Raw genomic sequence first — 15,279 nt, 5'->3', positions numbered from 1 at the left:
AGCCGTTTGCGATGGGTATAATGCGCGGCTTTCATCCAGCGCCACCGGGCCGAAGGCCCACCGGCGACCCCCGTATTCACAAATGTCAGGTGGTTTACATGGACAGCATCAACAGCCGTATCGCCGAGGAACTGGGCGTACGCCCCCAGCAGGTCGAGGCGGCCGTGGGCCTGTTGGACGAAGGCTCGACCGTGCCCTTCATCGCCCGTTACCGCAAGGAAGTGACCGGTAGCCTCGACGACACCCAGCTGCGCCACCTGGAAGAGCGCCTGCGCTACCTGCGCGAACTCGACGAGCGCCGCGCCAGCATCCTGTCCAGCATCGAGGAACAGGGCAAACTGACCCCGGAACTGGCACGCGAAATCAAGCTGGCCGACACCAAGACCCGCCTCGAAGACCTCTATCTGCCGTACAAGCAGAAGCGCCGCACCAAGGGCCAGATCGCCCTGGAAGCCGGCCTCGGTGAACTGGCCGACGGCCTGTTCAACGACCCGAACCTCGCTCCGGAAACCGAGGCAGCGCGTTTTGTCGATGCCGAAAAAGGCGTGGCCGACGTCAAGGCCGCGCTGGAAGGCGCCAAGTACATCCTCATGGAGCGCTTCGCCGAAGACGCTGCCCTGCTCGACAAGCTGCGCAACTTCCTCAAGCAGGAAGCGGTGCTCAGCGCCCGCGTGGTGGCCGGCAAGGAAGAAGAAGGCGCCAAGTTCCGCGACTACTTCGCCCATGACGAACTGCTGCGTACTGCCCCTTCGCACCGTGCCCTGGCCATCTTCCGCGGGCGCAACGAAGGTGTGTTGAGCGCCTCGCTCAAGGTCGGTGAAGAGCTGCCCGGCACCCTGCACCCGTGCGAACTGATGATCGGCAACCATGTCGGCATCGAAAACCGCAGCCGCCCGGCCGACAAATGGTTGGGCGAGGTGGTGCGCTGGACCTGGAAGGTCAAGCTCTACACCCACCTGGAAACCGACCTGTTCGGCGAGCTGCGCGACAATGCCGAAGGCGAGGCGATCAACGTCTTCGCCCACAACCTGCACGACCTGCTGCTGGCCGCGCCGGCCGGTCCGCGTGCCACCCTGGGCTTCGACCCGGGCCTGCGCACCGGCTGCAAGATCGCCGTGGTCGATGCCACCGGCAAGCTGCTGGACCACACCACGGTCTACCCGCACGCACCGAAGAACGACTGGGACCGCACCATTTCCATCATGGCCGCCCTATGCGCCAAGCACTCGGTGGAGCTGATCGCCATCGGCAACGGCACCGCCAGCCGCGAGAGCGACAAGCTGGTGGCCGAGCTGGTCAAGAAATACCCGGCACTGAAGATCACCAAGATCATGGTCTCCGAGGCTGGCGCTTCGGTGTACTCGGCATCGGAGCTGGCCGCCCGTGAGTTCCCGGACCTGGACGTGTCGATCCGCGGCGCCGTGTCGATCGCCCGACGCCTGCAGGACCCGCTGGCCGAGCTGGTGAAGATCGACCCGAAATCCATCGGTGTCGGCCAGTACCAGCACGACGTCTCGCAAATCAAACTGGCCCGCGGCCTGGACGCCGTGGTCGAGGACTGCGTGAACGCCGTGGGCGTCGACGTCAACACCGCGTCGGTGGCGCTGCTGACGCGCATTTCCGGCCTCAATGCCACCCTGGCCCAGAACATCGTCGCCCACCGCGACGCCAACGGCCCGTTCGCTACCCGTGCCGCACTGAAGAAGGTCAGCCGCCTGGGCGAGAAAACCTTCGAGCAGGCCGCCGGCTTCCTGCGCGTGATGAACGGCGACAACCCGCTCGACGCCTCCGCCGTGCACCCCGAGGCCTACCCGCTGGTGCAGCGCATTGCTGCTGGCACCGACCGTGACATCCGCTCGCTGATCGGTGACAGCGGCTTCCTCAAGCGCCTTGACCCGAAGAAATTCACCGACGAGACCTTCGGCCTGCCGACCGTTACCGACATCCTGCAAGAGCTGGACAAGCCCGGCCGCGACCCTCGCCCCGAGTTCAAGACCGCTACCTTCCAGGACGGCGTCGAGGACCTCAAGGACCTGGAACCCGGCATGATCCTCGAAGGTGTGGTGACCAACGTTACCAACTTCGGTGCCTTCGTCGACATCGGTGTGCACCAGGACGGCCTGGTGCACATCTCGGCACTGTCGGAAAAGTTCATCAAGGACCCACGCGAAGCGGTCAAGGCCGGCGACGTGGTCAAGGTCAAGGTCATGGAAGTGGACATCCCGCGCAAGCGGGTCGGCCTGTCCATGCGCATGGGCGACACCCCGGGCGAAAAGGTCGAAGGCAACCGCGGCGGCAACCGTGGCAATGGCGGCAACCGTCAGCAGCAGGCGCCACGTCAGCGTGAAACCGCCACTGCCGCCCCGGCCAACAACGCCATGGCCGCACTGTTCGCCAACGCCAAGACGCTGAAGAAGAAGTGATGGACATTCCCAAGGAATTGCTCGAAAGCGCCTATAGCCAGCTCCTTGGCTGCCGCGTGCAACGCCTGGATACAGGTGTGGCCGAGGTGGCCCTGGCGCTGGAGCCGCATCTGCGCAACCGCGGCCAGAAGCTGCACGGCGGGGCCATCTTCAGCCTGGTGGACATCGCCATGGGCCTGGCCTGCTCGGCCAGCCATGGTTTTGACCAGCAGAGCGTGACCATCGAATGCAAGATCAACTACCTTCGCGCCGTCAGCGACGGTGAGGTGCTGTGCACGGCCCGTGTACTGCATGCCGGGCGCCGCACCCTGGTGGTCGACGCCGACGTAGTTCAAGGCGACAAACTGGTGGCCAAAGCGCAAGGAACCTTCGCGGTTCTCTAGCTCACCAAGGGGTATCTGCGGTATTTTTCGGCAGTGCGCTGGCACTGCCGGAACCGCGTAAACCAGGCGACAACGCCAGTTCCTTTTCTCCTACCCTTGTAGACCGTCTTTGCTACCCCCATATTGGGGCGACTGACGCGTGAAGGAATACATCTTGAGCGACCTCCTCAACCGCCGCCTGAGCCTGCTCGGCGCCAATCTCCCCCTGCTCAAGCAGTGCCTGCACGGTATTGAGCGCGAATGCCTGCGCGTGACCGACGAAGGTCGCCTGGCCCAGACCCCGCACCCGGAAGCACTGGGCTCGGCGCTGACCAACGAGCAGATCACCACCGATTATTCCGAGTCGCTGCTGGAGTTCATCACCCCGGCCCTGGCCGACCCGGCCAAGGTGCTGGAAAGCCTCGAACAAACCCACCGCTTCGTCTACAGCAAGCTCGGCGACGAATACCTGTGGAGCCCGTCGATGCCATGCACGCTGCCAGCCGAGGAGGACATCCCGATCGCCGAGTACGGCACCTCGAACATCGGCAAGCTCAAGCACGTCTACCGCAAGGGCCTGGCCCTGCGTTACGGCCGCACCATGCAGTGCATCGCCGGCATTCATTACAACTTCTCGCTGCCTGAAGCGCTGTGGCCACTGCTGCGCGATGCCGAAGGCGGCGAGGAAAGCGACCGCGACTACCAGTCCTCGGCGTACATTGCGCTGATCCGCAACTTCCGTCGCTACAGCTGGCTGCTGATGTACCTGTTCGGTGCCTCGCCGGCGCTGGACAAGGGCTTCCTGCGTGGTCGCCCGCATCAGCTCGAAGAGCTGGATGCCGAAACCCTGTACCTGCCCTACGCCACCAGCCTGCGCATGAGCGACCTGGGTTACCAGAGCAACGCCCAGGCCGGCCTGACGCCTTGCTACAACAACCTCGCCAGCTACACCGACAGCCTGCGCAAGGCGGTGGGCACGCCTTACCCGCCCTATGTCGAGGTCGGTACGCACGTGGATGGCGAATGGGTGCAGTTGAACACCAACATCCTGCAGATCGAGAACGAGTACTACTCGAACATCCGCCCGAAACGCGTCACCTATACCGGCGAGCGGCCGATCCAGGCCCTGACCTCGCGTGGCGTGCAGTACGTCGAAGTGCGCTGCCTGGACATCAACCCGTTCCTGCCGGTGGGCATCGACCTGACCGAGGCGCGCTTCCTCGACGCGTTCCTGCTGTTCTGCGCCCTCGAAGAGAGCCCGCAACTGGACAACGGCGAGTGCGGCCAGTGCACCAGCAATTTCCTCACCGTGGTCAAGGAAGGCCGCCGCCCCGGCCTGGAACTGCACCGCAACGGCCAGCCTGTCGGCCTGCGTGAGTGGGCCAGCGAACTGATCGAACGCATCGGCCAGTTGGCCGACCTGCTCGACCAGGCTCAGGGCAGTGACGATCACGCCAAGGCCCTGGCTGCACAACAAGCCAAAGTCGACGACGCCTCGCTGACCCCGTCGGCCCAGGTGCTGGCACGCATGACCGAGCATGACGAAAACTTCGTCCAGTTCTCCCTGCGCCAAAGCCGCCTGCACGCCGAGACCTTCCGCGAGCAACCGCTGTCGGCCGAGCAGCAACTGGCCTTCGAGACCCTGGCTCGCGAGTCGCTGGCCAAGCAGTCCGAGCTGGAACAAGAAGAGGTCGGTGACTTCGACCTGTTCGTCGGCGCTTACCAGGCCAGCATCCTGGCGATCAGCAACTGATGAATCGCACCGCCGCCCAGCGCAAGCCGCGCGCCAGCAGCCAGGCCAGGATCGAGGCGATCCTGGCGGCGGCACGCGAGCTGCTGGCCGAGCAAGGGGTGGCAGCGTTATCGATCTACAGCGTCGCCGAGCGAGCACAGATTCCACCGTCGTCGGTGTACCACTTCTTCGCCAGCGTTCCGGCGCTGCTCGAAGCGCTGACCGCCGATGTGCACCGGGCATTTCGCGAAGCCCTGAGCGCACCGATCGACAGCCGTGCGTTCACTACCTGGCACCAGCTCTCGCGCCTGATCGAGCAACGCATGCTCGATATCTACAACGAAGATGCGGCGGCGCGTCAGTTGATCCTGGCCCAGCATGGGCTCAGCGAAGTGGTGCAGGCCGACCGTCAGCACGACATGGAGCTGGGTGAGTTGATGCACAGCCTGTTCGATCGGCATTTCCAGCTGCCGGCGATGCCGGGCGATGTGGATGTCTTCGCCCTGGCGATGGAACTGAGCGACCGCGTCTACGCCCGTTCGATGCAGCTGTTCGAACAGATCACGCCACGCATGGCGGAGGAAGGCATGCGCGTATTCGAGGCCTACCTTTCACTCTACCTACCGCCCTTCCTGCCCCAGAGAGTCACCGGCTGAACTGATATAACTACCACCAGGCGCAGCACAGCGACCATTTCAATAAGGGTTCCGCACATGCAGACCCAGAGAGATCATCGCTCATGCCCACATCCGATATCAGCAAGCCCGACATCGTCAAAACACTACCGCTCACGGGCACCCCAAGCCCTGACCAGCCATTGGCAGGCAAAGGCAATCTGCTCACGCTTGCGCGCTACACCCGCGACCACAGCGCCAAGCAATTGCGCAGCCTGTTGGGTGATGCACCCAGCTTGCAGCATTGCGTGCATCGCGCATTGCTGAGCCATTTGCAGGTAGACCCCTACCAGTGCGGCCTTCGCCACGGCGGCAGCCAAGTGACCCTTTTGACTTTCGCCACCTACCTGCTTTCAGGGCCGGTGCATGCCAACCGGTTTACCGGTTGGTCTACCTGGGGATTTGCTGACACCGCAGCACAATCAACAATGACCGTCGCTGACTGGACGCGCTATCTCAACCCGATCGTGAGTGCTGCGAAATTGCATGCCGCGCGCGGCTACTGGGACGCGCGCATGCCAGGCACCACTGTTTCCCGCCAAAGCCACGCAAGCGACCTGCTGCGCAAGCATTTCAACAGCAGCCTGGACATTGGCTACGGCCTGGGTACGTTGGATACCAGCGCTTGGCTGCAAGGAAGCCAGCCTTTGCCACATTTCGCGCAACTGAAATGGCGGCTCGCTTCAGGCGCAACGCTGACCAGCGCTGTCGCGTTATTGGTAGGCCCTGGGCCAGATGAATCACGTTGGCTGATCTACCTACCGGACATGCTGGACAGTGTTCAGGTATTCAGCGATTTGCAGCGTTTGCGCGATTGGGCCTTTCAAAACCGTTCCAGGCTTTGGTCAGACCCCAGGTCTGCTGTCACCACAGGCACGGCTGACGACATTATCATCGCAACGCTGCAAGGCGACGGCATCGACGCCCAGATGGCGCACGCGCTGTGGCATTACCAGGAGATCGCCGACCATCATCTGCAGCAAGCCATCGAGCAAAGTACCACCGGCCTGCTGGATCTGACCCACCTGCAAACCTGGGAGAGCCAGCGCAGCGCGATGGTTCGCGAAACCTTGGCCACAAGTGTCGCAACCGCAATCGATGAGGTGACTGCAAGCGATGCGGCGCTGGCAAAAGAAGAAGCCCACTTTGCCAGCCTTGAGCAGCACCTGCCGCTAGGGTGGCGCCAAGCGCTCATCGAGCACCAGGAAACCCTGCTGGAACAGTACCTCGGTGAGGACACCGAGCCCGAGTCCGCCAAGGTGGCGTTACTACGAGAGCGCCAAGCCGCACTGGACTTGCTTCAGGACTCGCACGACAGCTACCTTCTTGAGTTGCCCGACCAGGTGAACGCCACTGACCTGCAGGCGAGTCTCGGTGAAAAGACCCGAGCCGAACAGATCACTGAAGGGCTATGCCAGGCCCTACTGAAGGAAGCCCGCCTGCAGAACACCTTGGGTGACCTGTCAGCAACCCACCTTGGCTGGATCGAGCAGCTTGTCGACCGGCCCGAGCCGAGCTTGCAGCGCTCCGTGCAGGCCTGCGCACTGCAGGTGAGCGTGGCAGAACATACATGGCAACTAGCCGGGTACATGACCTTCCGCAACGCCCCCATGGACGACGATGACAGCCAGGACACCTCCCTGCTGCTGTACCGGCCAGGCCAACGGGGCGGCCTCATGGCCTTCGATGACGAACCAGCGCTTGCCCGTTGCCTGCTTGCGACACTTCAGGGCACATGGCCGGACGGCCTGCTGGAGTCGGCGCATTCATCCGATGCAACGCCACTGCTGGATGCGCTTGCCAATGCACCATCGATCAGCTTCGAGCATCCGCCGATTTACGCGCACTTCATGCAGCACTGCGTGAAAGCCATCATCCAGGCCCTGCCTGCCAACACCCCAAGGGAACAAGCCCGACAGCGCCTGTGCATTAGCGAAAACCGCGCCAGGGCAACCGCCTTGGCGCGGCTCGCAGAAAAGAATCGAAGCAGCCACATCGAGCGACATCTCACGTCATTGAACCATCTGGACGCCGGCCAGCTTGCTAAGCTGGCCGATCAGGTTGACGCACTGCACAACGCGCTAGGTGCATCGGCCAACGTACTCAAGACAAGCTTGCCATCACGTGAGCAATACACATGGCACACGCTGAACGAGCACCTGCGCAGTAAATTCAGCGTGCAGGACATCCCGCGGATCACCCTCGACATCGCCGACAGCGTCACCGTGGTGAAGAAAGTGACCGGCCAATCTGCAATGGGCGGGGCGGGTTCACGAGACGTGCCCGTGTTCAGCACCGCGCGCAGTGACATCAGCCTCGAGTCCTTCATCCTCGTGGCACTGGACGATGAACGACGGCTGCGCCTGAACAATGCCACCGTCAAGTTCGAGCCGGCAGGCAACTCGTCACTGGAACGCGCCCTCACGCCGACCTATATTGCCGACCTGATCACGCAGCTGGACGCCGCCGGTAAATATGAGACGCGTATCACCAATGCGTACCTGGGTTTTGAGCATGAATCACTCTGGCAAGTGGATTGGCGCCACGAGACGCTTCGCGCCCCGTACGAAGTTCGACTGCGTTTGCTGGCACTGAGCAAGCCTGCCACCCTCGACGCCGAAGGCCAGCAACTGCTGGAAACATTCTGCCGCGAGCAGGTCGAAACCGCTTCTGCCAGAACGATCGCGTACCACTCCCTGGTGCTCAGGCCGGGCACCGCAGCGGACGGCTCCAGTAACCAAGTGGGGCTGTCAGCCATTCATGTCATCAAGGGCGTGGGCAGCCCTGTACTGCTGTATATGCCCGAGGCGCCCAATGGCAGCGTCATCAGCCAGTATGCAAGCGACGTTGCAGCCTGTAAGGCGTTGCAAAGCATGGCAGTGGACCCGAAGATGGCCCGCTACCTGGCGACCCAGACCCAGTCCGGCAACCCTGATGTCCATGAAAGCTACATCAAAACCTCACTTCAGAAAGGCTTTCATGGCTTCATAGAGATCGGGCCGTCACAGGTCGCAACATTGCCCACCCTTGAATGCCGCCAAGACATGGGAGAACTCATTCGCGCTCACCGTGCCACTTCACGCAGCCAGACGGACGTGGCCCTTGGCGCCCCCGAAGTGTTCGATCGTTATTTCTTCTTCGGGCTCAGATTGGCACTCGGCCTGTTGCCTGGCGCGGGCACGGTCCTGGCGCTGTACGATGGCTGGCAAGCAGCGAACGCGGCGGTCACGGCATTCGGCAAAGGCAACCTGGATGAGGGCCTTCAACACCTGGTCAGCGTGCTGCAATCGTTCACCGATGCCATCCTCACACTCGCACCGCTGGCAGCTGCCCCAGGCAATCCGACGACGGCGGCGCGCCTGCTGACCCAGAAACGCCAGCGTCTTGAGCCGTTCAGGCCGGTGGGGAATGTTCGCAAGACGCCTCCCAGCCCATTCAGGGGTTACGAGGTAGAGTTGCCAGCAGGCCCGATGACGAACGTCACGCTGCCGCAAGGGGCTGGCGTGTTCGAGCATGCGGCCACTCAACAGCGTTTTATTGCTCGGAACAACGCCTGGTATGGGGTCGAGTGGGACCCGGCGTACTTCACTTGGCGGCTCAAGCCTCAGGGTAATCGTACCTATCGCCAACCCGTGCGCCTGAGTGAGCAGGGCATCTGGGAAACCCCGGGCCGGCTGGATGGCCTGCTGGTCGACAGTGGCCTGGCTGGCGGCGGCGGCGCACTCACCACCCTTTACAACCAGGGCGTTGGCTACTGGCGGCTGATGCTTCGCAGGCAACCACCACAGTTGACCGGCATGGAACTGGTACACGACATAAACGACGAGCTCAAACGCATCGTCGTACGCATGAAATCAAAAGAGGCGGCGCTGCGCTCGGCCGAAAAGGCAGCCGGGCAAGCAACCAACGAAGGCGCACAACCCACCGACGCTCAGCTGTCGGCAATCGTCAATGCACGCCGGCAGCTGAGCATTGAGCTGAACCAGAGCCTGGAATTCAACACGCGCAGCATAGCGCGCCTCAGGGAGCACCGCTCAACGCTGAACAGGTCGGACTACACCAGGTTCACGTCACGGTGCGAGGAAAACATCAACGAGTTGAGCGTGCTCGACATGCACCTGGTGTCCGATCGTTTCACCCTCGCCACGGATCAGGTGAAGCAGGCAATCGATGCCATCCGGTCCCTACAAGGGAGCCAAGTCTCCAGCGCTTTGGCGAAACGCCTGACGCAGAATACCTTGAGGGCGAATCAGGAAATGGTCGAGACGTTGCTGGAGGTAGAGCGCCTGGCCATTCGTCATCATGCCAGGTGCAATCAGTTGCAGGGCCTCGTGCTGAGCGACTACCTGACTAAGGTACAAAAAACGGGGCTGACGCTCGATGTGGCCAATGCACGGCTCGTGCGCGCTTCCATCCTTTCATCGACACTGTTCAACACCAGTGCCCTGGAGCATCCGCAGATGGGCGTATTCATGGCGCACTTCCACGAACAAGGCGTTGCCCTGCGCAGTAGGCTTTTCAGCCACGTGCAGCTGCCCCAGGCCAGCCTGACCCGTGCCCAGGAGCGCAGTTTCCTGAGCAGTGCGCAAAATCACTATGCCCGCTTCCTCAGTCATGTCACCGCCTGGGAGGACAGCTTCCAGGGCCTGCTGTCGACAAACGAAACCCAGTCGTTGCGACAGCTGCTGCGCCAACTCATCGCTGAAATCGAAGACAACCTGAGCAGGGCCAATGCGCGCCGGCCGCAACTCAAAGCTCAGCCCGGCCGTGGCCCCAGCCGCCCCCGCCTGTTCGAAACCGTCGAAGGGCCTCTGATCGGCAATGAATATGCCGAGCACGGGCAGGCCCGCATGCGCATCAACCAGCCCAACTCCGATCAAACCCATACGGTCTATGCCAGGAATGAGGCGGGCCAATGGCAGTTATCCACACCAGGTCGTGAAGCACCCACACAAACGATATCGAGCCTGGTTGAAACGGCGACTGCTCGACTGGACGATATCCCGAGGCAGCAAAACCGGTTGCGTCAGTACCAGACACCCCAGGCGATACCCGTCGACCTGGAGGACATTGCCCAAGGGCACTCACAGCAACTTCGCTTCATCGCCGAAAGGATTCGCCAGAAAGCCGGCAACTCGATCTCTCTCGAGCAAGTATCCCTCACGCAAAGGCTGGAGGCTGCAGCTGAGCAGATGCAGGCACTTGGCAGACAGCTACGGATCGCCCAGACCAAAACGTCCAGCAAGCCAATAGTCGGTCACTTGGAGTACCTGCTCGAACAAAAAGAGGTGGAAGTTGGCTGGTCACGCACACTGAAGCCGAAGCTTGACCGCAAAGGCAAACCTGTCGAATACCTGGAGGAGTACCACATCACCGATACGAGTAGCCAGCAGCCGTTGTGGTATGCACACTTCCACTTCCGGCAGAGACCAGCGCAAGGCTTTACCCGACTGGAAGCAGGCCACCTGAAACTGGCAAGCGAACGCAACCTGGGTGACGGTGCGTGGCGAGGCAGCATGAACGAGACACAAGCCAACCAGCTGTTCGGCAACCTGCGCCCGGCGAGTTAACGCTGGATTACATTACCATCTGGGCTGCCGAAGCAGCCCGGGTGGTGAGTGCTTACAGCTTGGCGATAGACACTTCAGTCGACTTCACGAAGGCAATCACTTCGCTGCCCACTTGCAATTCCAGCTCTTTCACAGAGCGGGTGGTGATCACCGAAGTGACGATACCGGAGGCGGTCTGCACGTCGATTTCCGACAGTACCGGGCCTTCGAGGATTTCTTTCACAGTGCCTTTGAACTGGTTGCGGACGTTGATCGCTTTGATAGTCATGGCTTGATTCCTTCTCTTTGGCTTCAGTCTGGTAAGTGAGTCATTCAGTGCGCCCAACGCAGCTGCGTGGGCAAGGGAGCTACAGGGTCCGGCTCGGGCGCAGCGCCCGGGGCCGACAGAACACGGTTGAGCACTTCGCTTTCCAGCGCAGCCAGGCGGTGCGAACCGCGCGCCCTGGGCCGTGCCAGGTCGACAGTGAGGTCCAGGCCGACTTCGCCGTCCTCGATCAGGATCACCCGATCAGCGACGGCCACCGCTTCGTTGACGTCGTGGGTGACCAGCAGGACGGTAAAACCGTGCTGACGCCACAGACGTTCGATCAGTTGCTGCATCTCGATGCGGGTCAGCGCATCCAGCGCACCCAGCGGCTCGTCCAGCAGCAGCAGGCGCGGTTGGTGGATCAAGGCGCGGGCCAGGGCCACACGCTGTTTCTGGCCACCGGACAAGGCCGCCGGCCATTCATTGGCGCGATCGGCCAGGCCGACCGCCTCCAGGGCATCCAGCGCACGCTGGCGCCAGTCACCACGCAGGCCCAGGCCGACGTTGTCGATCACCTTCTTCCAGGGCAGCAGGCGCGCATCCTGGAACATCAGACGGGTCTCTTCGCGGGCCTCGCTCAGTGGCGCGGCACCGGCCAGCAGCTCGCCGGAGGTTGCCTGATCGAGCCCGGCCAGCAGGCGCAGCAAGGTGCTCTTACCGCAGCCGCTGCGGCCGACGATGGCGACGAACTGGCCTGCCGGGATATGCAGGTCGATGCCTTTCAACACTTCCCGTTGGCCGAAGGCCTTGCGCAGGCCGTTGGCGGCCAGCGGGATGCCACGCAGCAGGCGTGGCGGCTGTTCCTTGAGCACGGTCATGCGCCCTCCTTCCTGGCCACTTGATAGGCCGGGTGCCAGCGCAACCAGACACGTTCCAGGCCGCGGGCGGCGAGGTCGGCGAGCTTGCCGAGCACGGCGTACAGGACAATGGCCAGCACCACTACATCGGTCTGCAGGAACTCACGCGCGTTCATGGCCAGGTAACCGATGCCGGCGTTGGCCGAAATGGTCTCGGCAACGATCAGCGTCAGCCACATGAACCCCAGCGCGAAGCGCACCCCGACCAGGATCGATGGCAGCGCACCGGGCAGGATCACCTGGCGGAACAGGCCGAAGCCGGACAGGCCATAGCTGCGGGCCATCTCCACCAATGCCGGGTCGACATTACGGATGCCGTGGTAGGTGTTCAGGTAGATCGGGAACAGCGTACCCAGCGCGACCAGGAAGATCTTCGCCGACTCGTCGATACCGAACCACAGGATCACCAACGGGATCAGCGCCAGGTGCGGCACGTTGCGGATCATCTGCACCGAGCTGTCGAGCAGGCGTTCGCCCCAGTTCGACAGGCCGGTGATGAAACCCAGCACCAGGCCGATGCTGCCGCCGATCACGAAGCCCAGCCCGGCCCGCCAGCCACTGATGGCCAGATGGGTCCAGATCTCACCGCTGCGTACCAGCTCGACGCCGGCGCTGACCACTGCGCTCGGCGCAGGCAGGATGCGGGTCGACAGCCAGCCGGCGCTGACCGCCAGTTGCCAGGCCGCCAGCAGCAGCACTGGCAAGGCCCACGGCGCCAGGCGCTGGCTCAGGGTGGTGGAGGTTGCACGACTCATGGCCCGGCCCTCAGCTCTGCGCGACGGACTTGGGCAGGATGTCGTTGGCGACCATTTCGCCGAACGGGCTCACATAGCCACCGCTCTTGGCCTGCTCAGGGCGCTGCACATCGAGATGCGGGAACAGCAGTTCGGCGACGCGGTATGACTCTTCCAGGTGGGGGTAACCGGAGAAGATGAAAGTATCGATACCCAGGTCGGCATATTCCTTGACCCGCGCTGCCACGGTCGGACCATCGCCAACCAGCGCAGTACCGGCGCCGCCACGCACCAGGCCGACACCGGCCCAGAGGTTGGGGCTGACTTCCAGCTTGTCGCGGTTGCCGTTGTGCAAGGCAGCCATGCGTTGCTGGCCGACCGAGTCGAAGCGCGCCAGCGAGGCCTGGGCACGGGCAATGGTGTCGTCGTCCAGGTGCGAAATCAGTTTGTCGGCGGCGGCCCAAGCCTCTTCGTTGGTTTCGCGCACAATCACATGCAGGCGGATGCCGAAGCGTACTTCGCGGCCCTGGGCTGCGGCCTTCTCACGCACCTGGGCGATCTTCTCGGCAACGGCGCTTGGCGGCTCGCCCCAGGTCAGATACAGCTCGACCTGTTCGGCCGCGAGGTCCTGGGCCGCTTCCGACGAGCCACCGAAGTACAGCGGCGGGCGCGGCTGCTGGATCGGCGGGTAGAGCAGTTTGGCGCCCTTCACCTGGATGTGCTTGCCGTCGTAATCGACGGTTTCGCCTTCCAGCACCTTGCGCCAGATGCGCGTGAATTCGACGGAGGCTTCGTAGCGTTCCTGATGGTTCAGGTGCAGGCCGTCACCCGCCAGTTCGTCCGGGTCGCCACCGGTCACCAGGTTGAACAGCGCACGGCCGTTTGACAGGCGATCGAGGGTCGCGGCCTGGCGTGCGGCCACGGTCGGCGAAATGATGCCTGGGCGCAGGGCCACCAGGAACTTCAGGCGCTGGGTCACCGGGATCAGCGACGCTGCCACCAGCCAGGAGTCCTCGCAGGAACGCCCGGTAGGGATCAGCACACCCCCGAAACCAAGGCGGTCGGCAGCCTGGGCGATCTGCTGCAGGTAACCGTGATCGACTGCGCGGGCGCCGTCGGAAGTGCCCAGGTACTTGCCGTCACCGTGGGTAGGGAGGAACCAGAAAATATTAAGGCTCATTGGAGTTGTCTCCTCAAGGGTGGCTCAAGCCGGGGCGGCGCCCCGGCGCAGGCGAATCAATCAAGGCGCTGTGGCGACCTTGGCCGGGGGTGTCCAGATCACATCCTTGATGCTCAGCGGCTTGGGAATCAGCTTGAGCGCCTGGAAGGTGTCGGCGATCTTCTGTTGTGCGGCCACCACTTGCGGGGTGAGCGGCTGGGCACCGTAGCCTTGGCGTTTGACCGAGGTCAGGGTGATGTCGGCGGGCAGGCCGAGCAGGGGCGCGACCTGGTCGGTGACCTCCTGCGGGTTGGCCTGGGACCACTGGCCCACGGCGCGCACTTCGTCGATCAGGGTGCTGATCACCGCCGGGTGCTGGGTGGCGTAGTTGCGGGTGGCCAGGTAGAACTGGTGGTTGTCGACCAGGTCCTTGCCGTCACGCAGGGTGCGGGCCTGCAGCTGTTGCTCGGCGGCAGCCTGGTACGGGTCCCAGATCACCCAGGCATCGACACTGCCACGCTCGAAGGCGGCGCGGGCGTCGGCAGGTGGCAGGTAGACGGGCTGGATGTCGCTGTACTTGAGGCCGGCGTCTTCCAGGGCGCGGACCAGCAAGTAATGAACGTTCGAGCCTTTGTTGAGGGCGACTTTCTTGCCTTTGAGCTCTTTCACCGACTGGATCGGCGAGCCTTTCGGCACGAGGATGGCTTCGCTGTGCGGCGCAGGCGGCTCGTAGGCCACATAAAGCAGGTCAGCGCCAGCGGCCTGGGCGAACACGGGTGGCGTCTCGCCGGTGACGCCGAAGTCGATCGAGCCGACGTTCAGCCCTTCGAGCAGCTGCGGGCCGCCGGGGAACTCGGTCCACTGAACTTGCACGCCCTGCTCGGCCAGGCGCTTCTCCAGCGTGCCCTTGGCCTTGAGCAGCACCAGGGTGCCGTATTTCTGATAACCGATACGCAGGCTCTCGGCCTGGGCTTGGGTGATGGCGCCGAAGGATACAGCCGCCGCAAACAGGGCGACCAGACCACGACGCAAGAAGACTGTGCGCATGGCGCTCTCCTGTGCGATTGGGGTTCGGGTTGCACCTGCTTGCCTCGTTGACGGGCGAGTAAGGTGGTGGAGCGATGGCTCGGCCGGTCAGTGGTTTCGGCGTTGCCTTGTGTTCTGTTGAAGTGACATTAACAGGCCACACATATATCTAGAAATCATATTTTTTCATTTGTTTATTCCATTTAATCCTTACGCCGTGACGCTTTCATCGCCCGCAAGATCGAGCGCCGCCCGCGCGGCGCATCGCGGATAAATCCGCTCCTACATCTGTTTCGGGCTATTTATTCCTGCGCCATTGGCGCGCGCACCCTTGGTGCATGGCAGGAGATAGGTGAAGCGGCAGCAGCGACACCAATCGATTCGAATGGAACAAACAAGGCGGACAGCGGTGACCTCACAGGATGGACTGGCCCG

General features: G+C 62.9%; 10 protein-coding genes. 5 read left to right on the top strand and 5 right to left on the bottom strand.

The window, feature by feature from the left end; translation table 11 throughout:
* The first annotated feature begins 98 nt into the window (after positions 1 to 98).
* From BUQ73_RS27430 to BUQ73_RS27410, 5 genes are all read left to right on the top strand, one after another.
* Entirely contained in the window at positions 99 to 2,423 is a 2,325-nt protein-coding gene (locus BUQ73_RS27430; protein ID WP_079230428.1) for a Tex family protein, read from the top strand.
* A complete protein-coding gene (locus tag BUQ73_RS27425; protein ID WP_050437180.1) occupies positions 2,423 to 2,806 on the top strand; it encodes a PaaI family thioesterase in 384 nt (127 codons plus the stop codon). The genes BUQ73_RS27430 and BUQ73_RS27425 overlap by 1 nt, the downstream gene beginning before the upstream one ends.
* A 154-nt stretch (positions 2,807 to 2,960) precedes the next feature.
* Positions 2,961 to 4,538 carry a glutamate--cysteine ligase gene (gene gshA, locus BUQ73_RS27420; protein ID WP_192858677.1) on the top strand — a complete coding sequence of 526 codons (1,578 nt, stop codon included), beginning with the start codon at positions 2,961 to 2,963 and terminating at the stop codon, positions 4,536 to 4,538.
* Positions 4,538 to 5,173 carry a TetR/AcrR family transcriptional regulator gene (locus BUQ73_RS27415; RefSeq protein ID WP_079230426.1) on the top strand — a complete coding sequence of 212 codons (636 nt, stop codon included), beginning with the start codon at positions 4,538 to 4,540 and terminating at the stop codon, positions 5,171 to 5,173. Before gshA ends, BUQ73_RS27415 begins: the two co-directional genes overlap by 1 nt.
* Before the next feature lie 83 nt (positions 5,174 to 5,256).
* Positions 5,257 to 10,761 carry a dermonecrotic toxin domain-containing protein gene (locus BUQ73_RS27410; protein ID WP_079230425.1) on the top strand — a complete coding sequence of 1,835 codons (5,505 nt, stop codon included), beginning with the start codon at positions 5,257 to 5,259 and terminating at the stop codon, positions 10,759 to 10,761.
* A 52-nt stretch (positions 10,762 to 10,813) separates the two neighbouring features.
* Here the strand turns inward: BUQ73_RS27410 and BUQ73_RS27405 are convergent, their stop codons facing one another.
* From BUQ73_RS27405 to BUQ73_RS27385, 5 genes are read right to left on the bottom strand one after another with little or no spacing between them, the layout of a single operon-like run.
* Complete coding sequence (locus BUQ73_RS27405; RefSeq protein WP_008095172.1) at positions 10,814 to 11,029, bottom strand: TOBE domain-containing protein; 216 nt, start codon at positions 11,027 to 11,029, stop codon at positions 10,814 to 10,816.
* 44 nt (positions 11,030 to 11,073) lie between these two features.
* Positions 11,074 to 11,886, bottom strand: a complete 813-nt coding sequence (gene ssuB, locus BUQ73_RS27400; protein WP_027917620.1) for an aliphatic sulfonates ABC transporter ATP-binding protein — start codon at positions 11,884 to 11,886, stop codon at positions 11,074 to 11,076.
* The gene (gene ssuC / locus BUQ73_RS27395; protein WP_027917621.1) at positions 11,883 to 12,680 is read right to left on the bottom strand and encodes an aliphatic sulfonate ABC transporter permease SsuC; all 798 of its coding nucleotides are present in this window, start codon (positions 12,678 to 12,680) and stop codon (positions 11,883 to 11,885) included. The genes ssuB and ssuC overlap by 4 nt, the downstream gene beginning before the upstream one ends.
* Positions 12,681 to 12,690: 10 nt before the next feature.
* Entirely contained in the window at positions 12,691 to 13,839 is a 1,149-nt protein-coding gene (gene ssuD, locus BUQ73_RS27390; protein ID WP_027917622.1) for an FMNH2-dependent alkanesulfonate monooxygenase, read from the bottom strand.
* A 60-nt stretch (positions 13,840 to 13,899) separates the two neighbouring features.
* On the bottom strand, positions 13,900 to 14,865 hold the full coding sequence (locus BUQ73_RS27385) for a sulfonate ABC transporter substrate-binding protein (RefSeq protein WP_079230424.1): 966 nt from the start codon (positions 14,863 to 14,865) through the stop codon (positions 13,900 to 13,902).
* Between the last annotated feature and the right edge of the window lie 414 nt (positions 14,866 to 15,279).

Source organism: Pseudomonas putida, assembly GCF_002025705.1.
Lineage (GTDB): Bacteria > Pseudomonadota > Gammaproteobacteria > Pseudomonadales > Pseudomonadaceae > Aquipseudomonas > Aquipseudomonas putida_J.
The sequence above is the reverse complement of the archived record's forward strand: the minus strand, read 5'-3'. Positions and strand labels throughout refer to the sequence as shown.

Excerpts from the sequence above, each read along its gene's own strand:
- ssuD (WP_027917622.1), bottom strand. The coding sequence starts at position 13,839 with ATGAGCCTTAATATTTTCTGGTTCCTCCCTACCCACGGTGACGGCAAG.
- BUQ73_RS27425 (WP_050437180.1), top strand. The coding sequence starts at position 2,423 with ATGGACATTCCCAAGGAATTGCTCGAAAGCGCCTATAGCCAGCTCCTT.
- ssuB (WP_027917620.1), bottom strand. The coding sequence starts at position 11,886 with ATGACCGTGCTCAAGGAACAGCCGCCACGCCTGCTGCGTGGCATCCCG.
- BUQ73_RS27410 (WP_079230425.1), top strand. The coding sequence starts at position 5,257 with ATGCCCACATCCGATATCAGCAAGCCCGACATCGTCAAAACACTACCG.
- BUQ73_RS27385 (WP_079230424.1), bottom strand. The coding sequence starts at position 14,865 with ATGCGCACAGTCTTCTTGCGTCGTGGTCTGGTCGCCCTGTTTGCGGCG.
- ssuC (WP_027917621.1), bottom strand. The coding sequence starts at position 12,680 with ATGAGTCGTGCAACCTCCACCACCCTGAGCCAGCGCCTGGCGCCGTGG.
- BUQ73_RS27430 (WP_079230428.1), top strand. The coding sequence starts at position 99 with ATGGACAGCATCAACAGCCGTATCGCCGAGGAACTGGGCGTACGCCCC.
- BUQ73_RS27405 (WP_008095172.1), bottom strand. The coding sequence starts at position 11,029 with ATGACTATCAAAGCGATCAACGTCCGCAACCAGTTCAAAGGCACTGTG.
- BUQ73_RS27415 (WP_079230426.1), top strand. The coding sequence starts at position 4,538 with ATGAATCGCACCGCCGCCCAGCGCAAGCCGCGCGCCAGCAGCCAGGCC.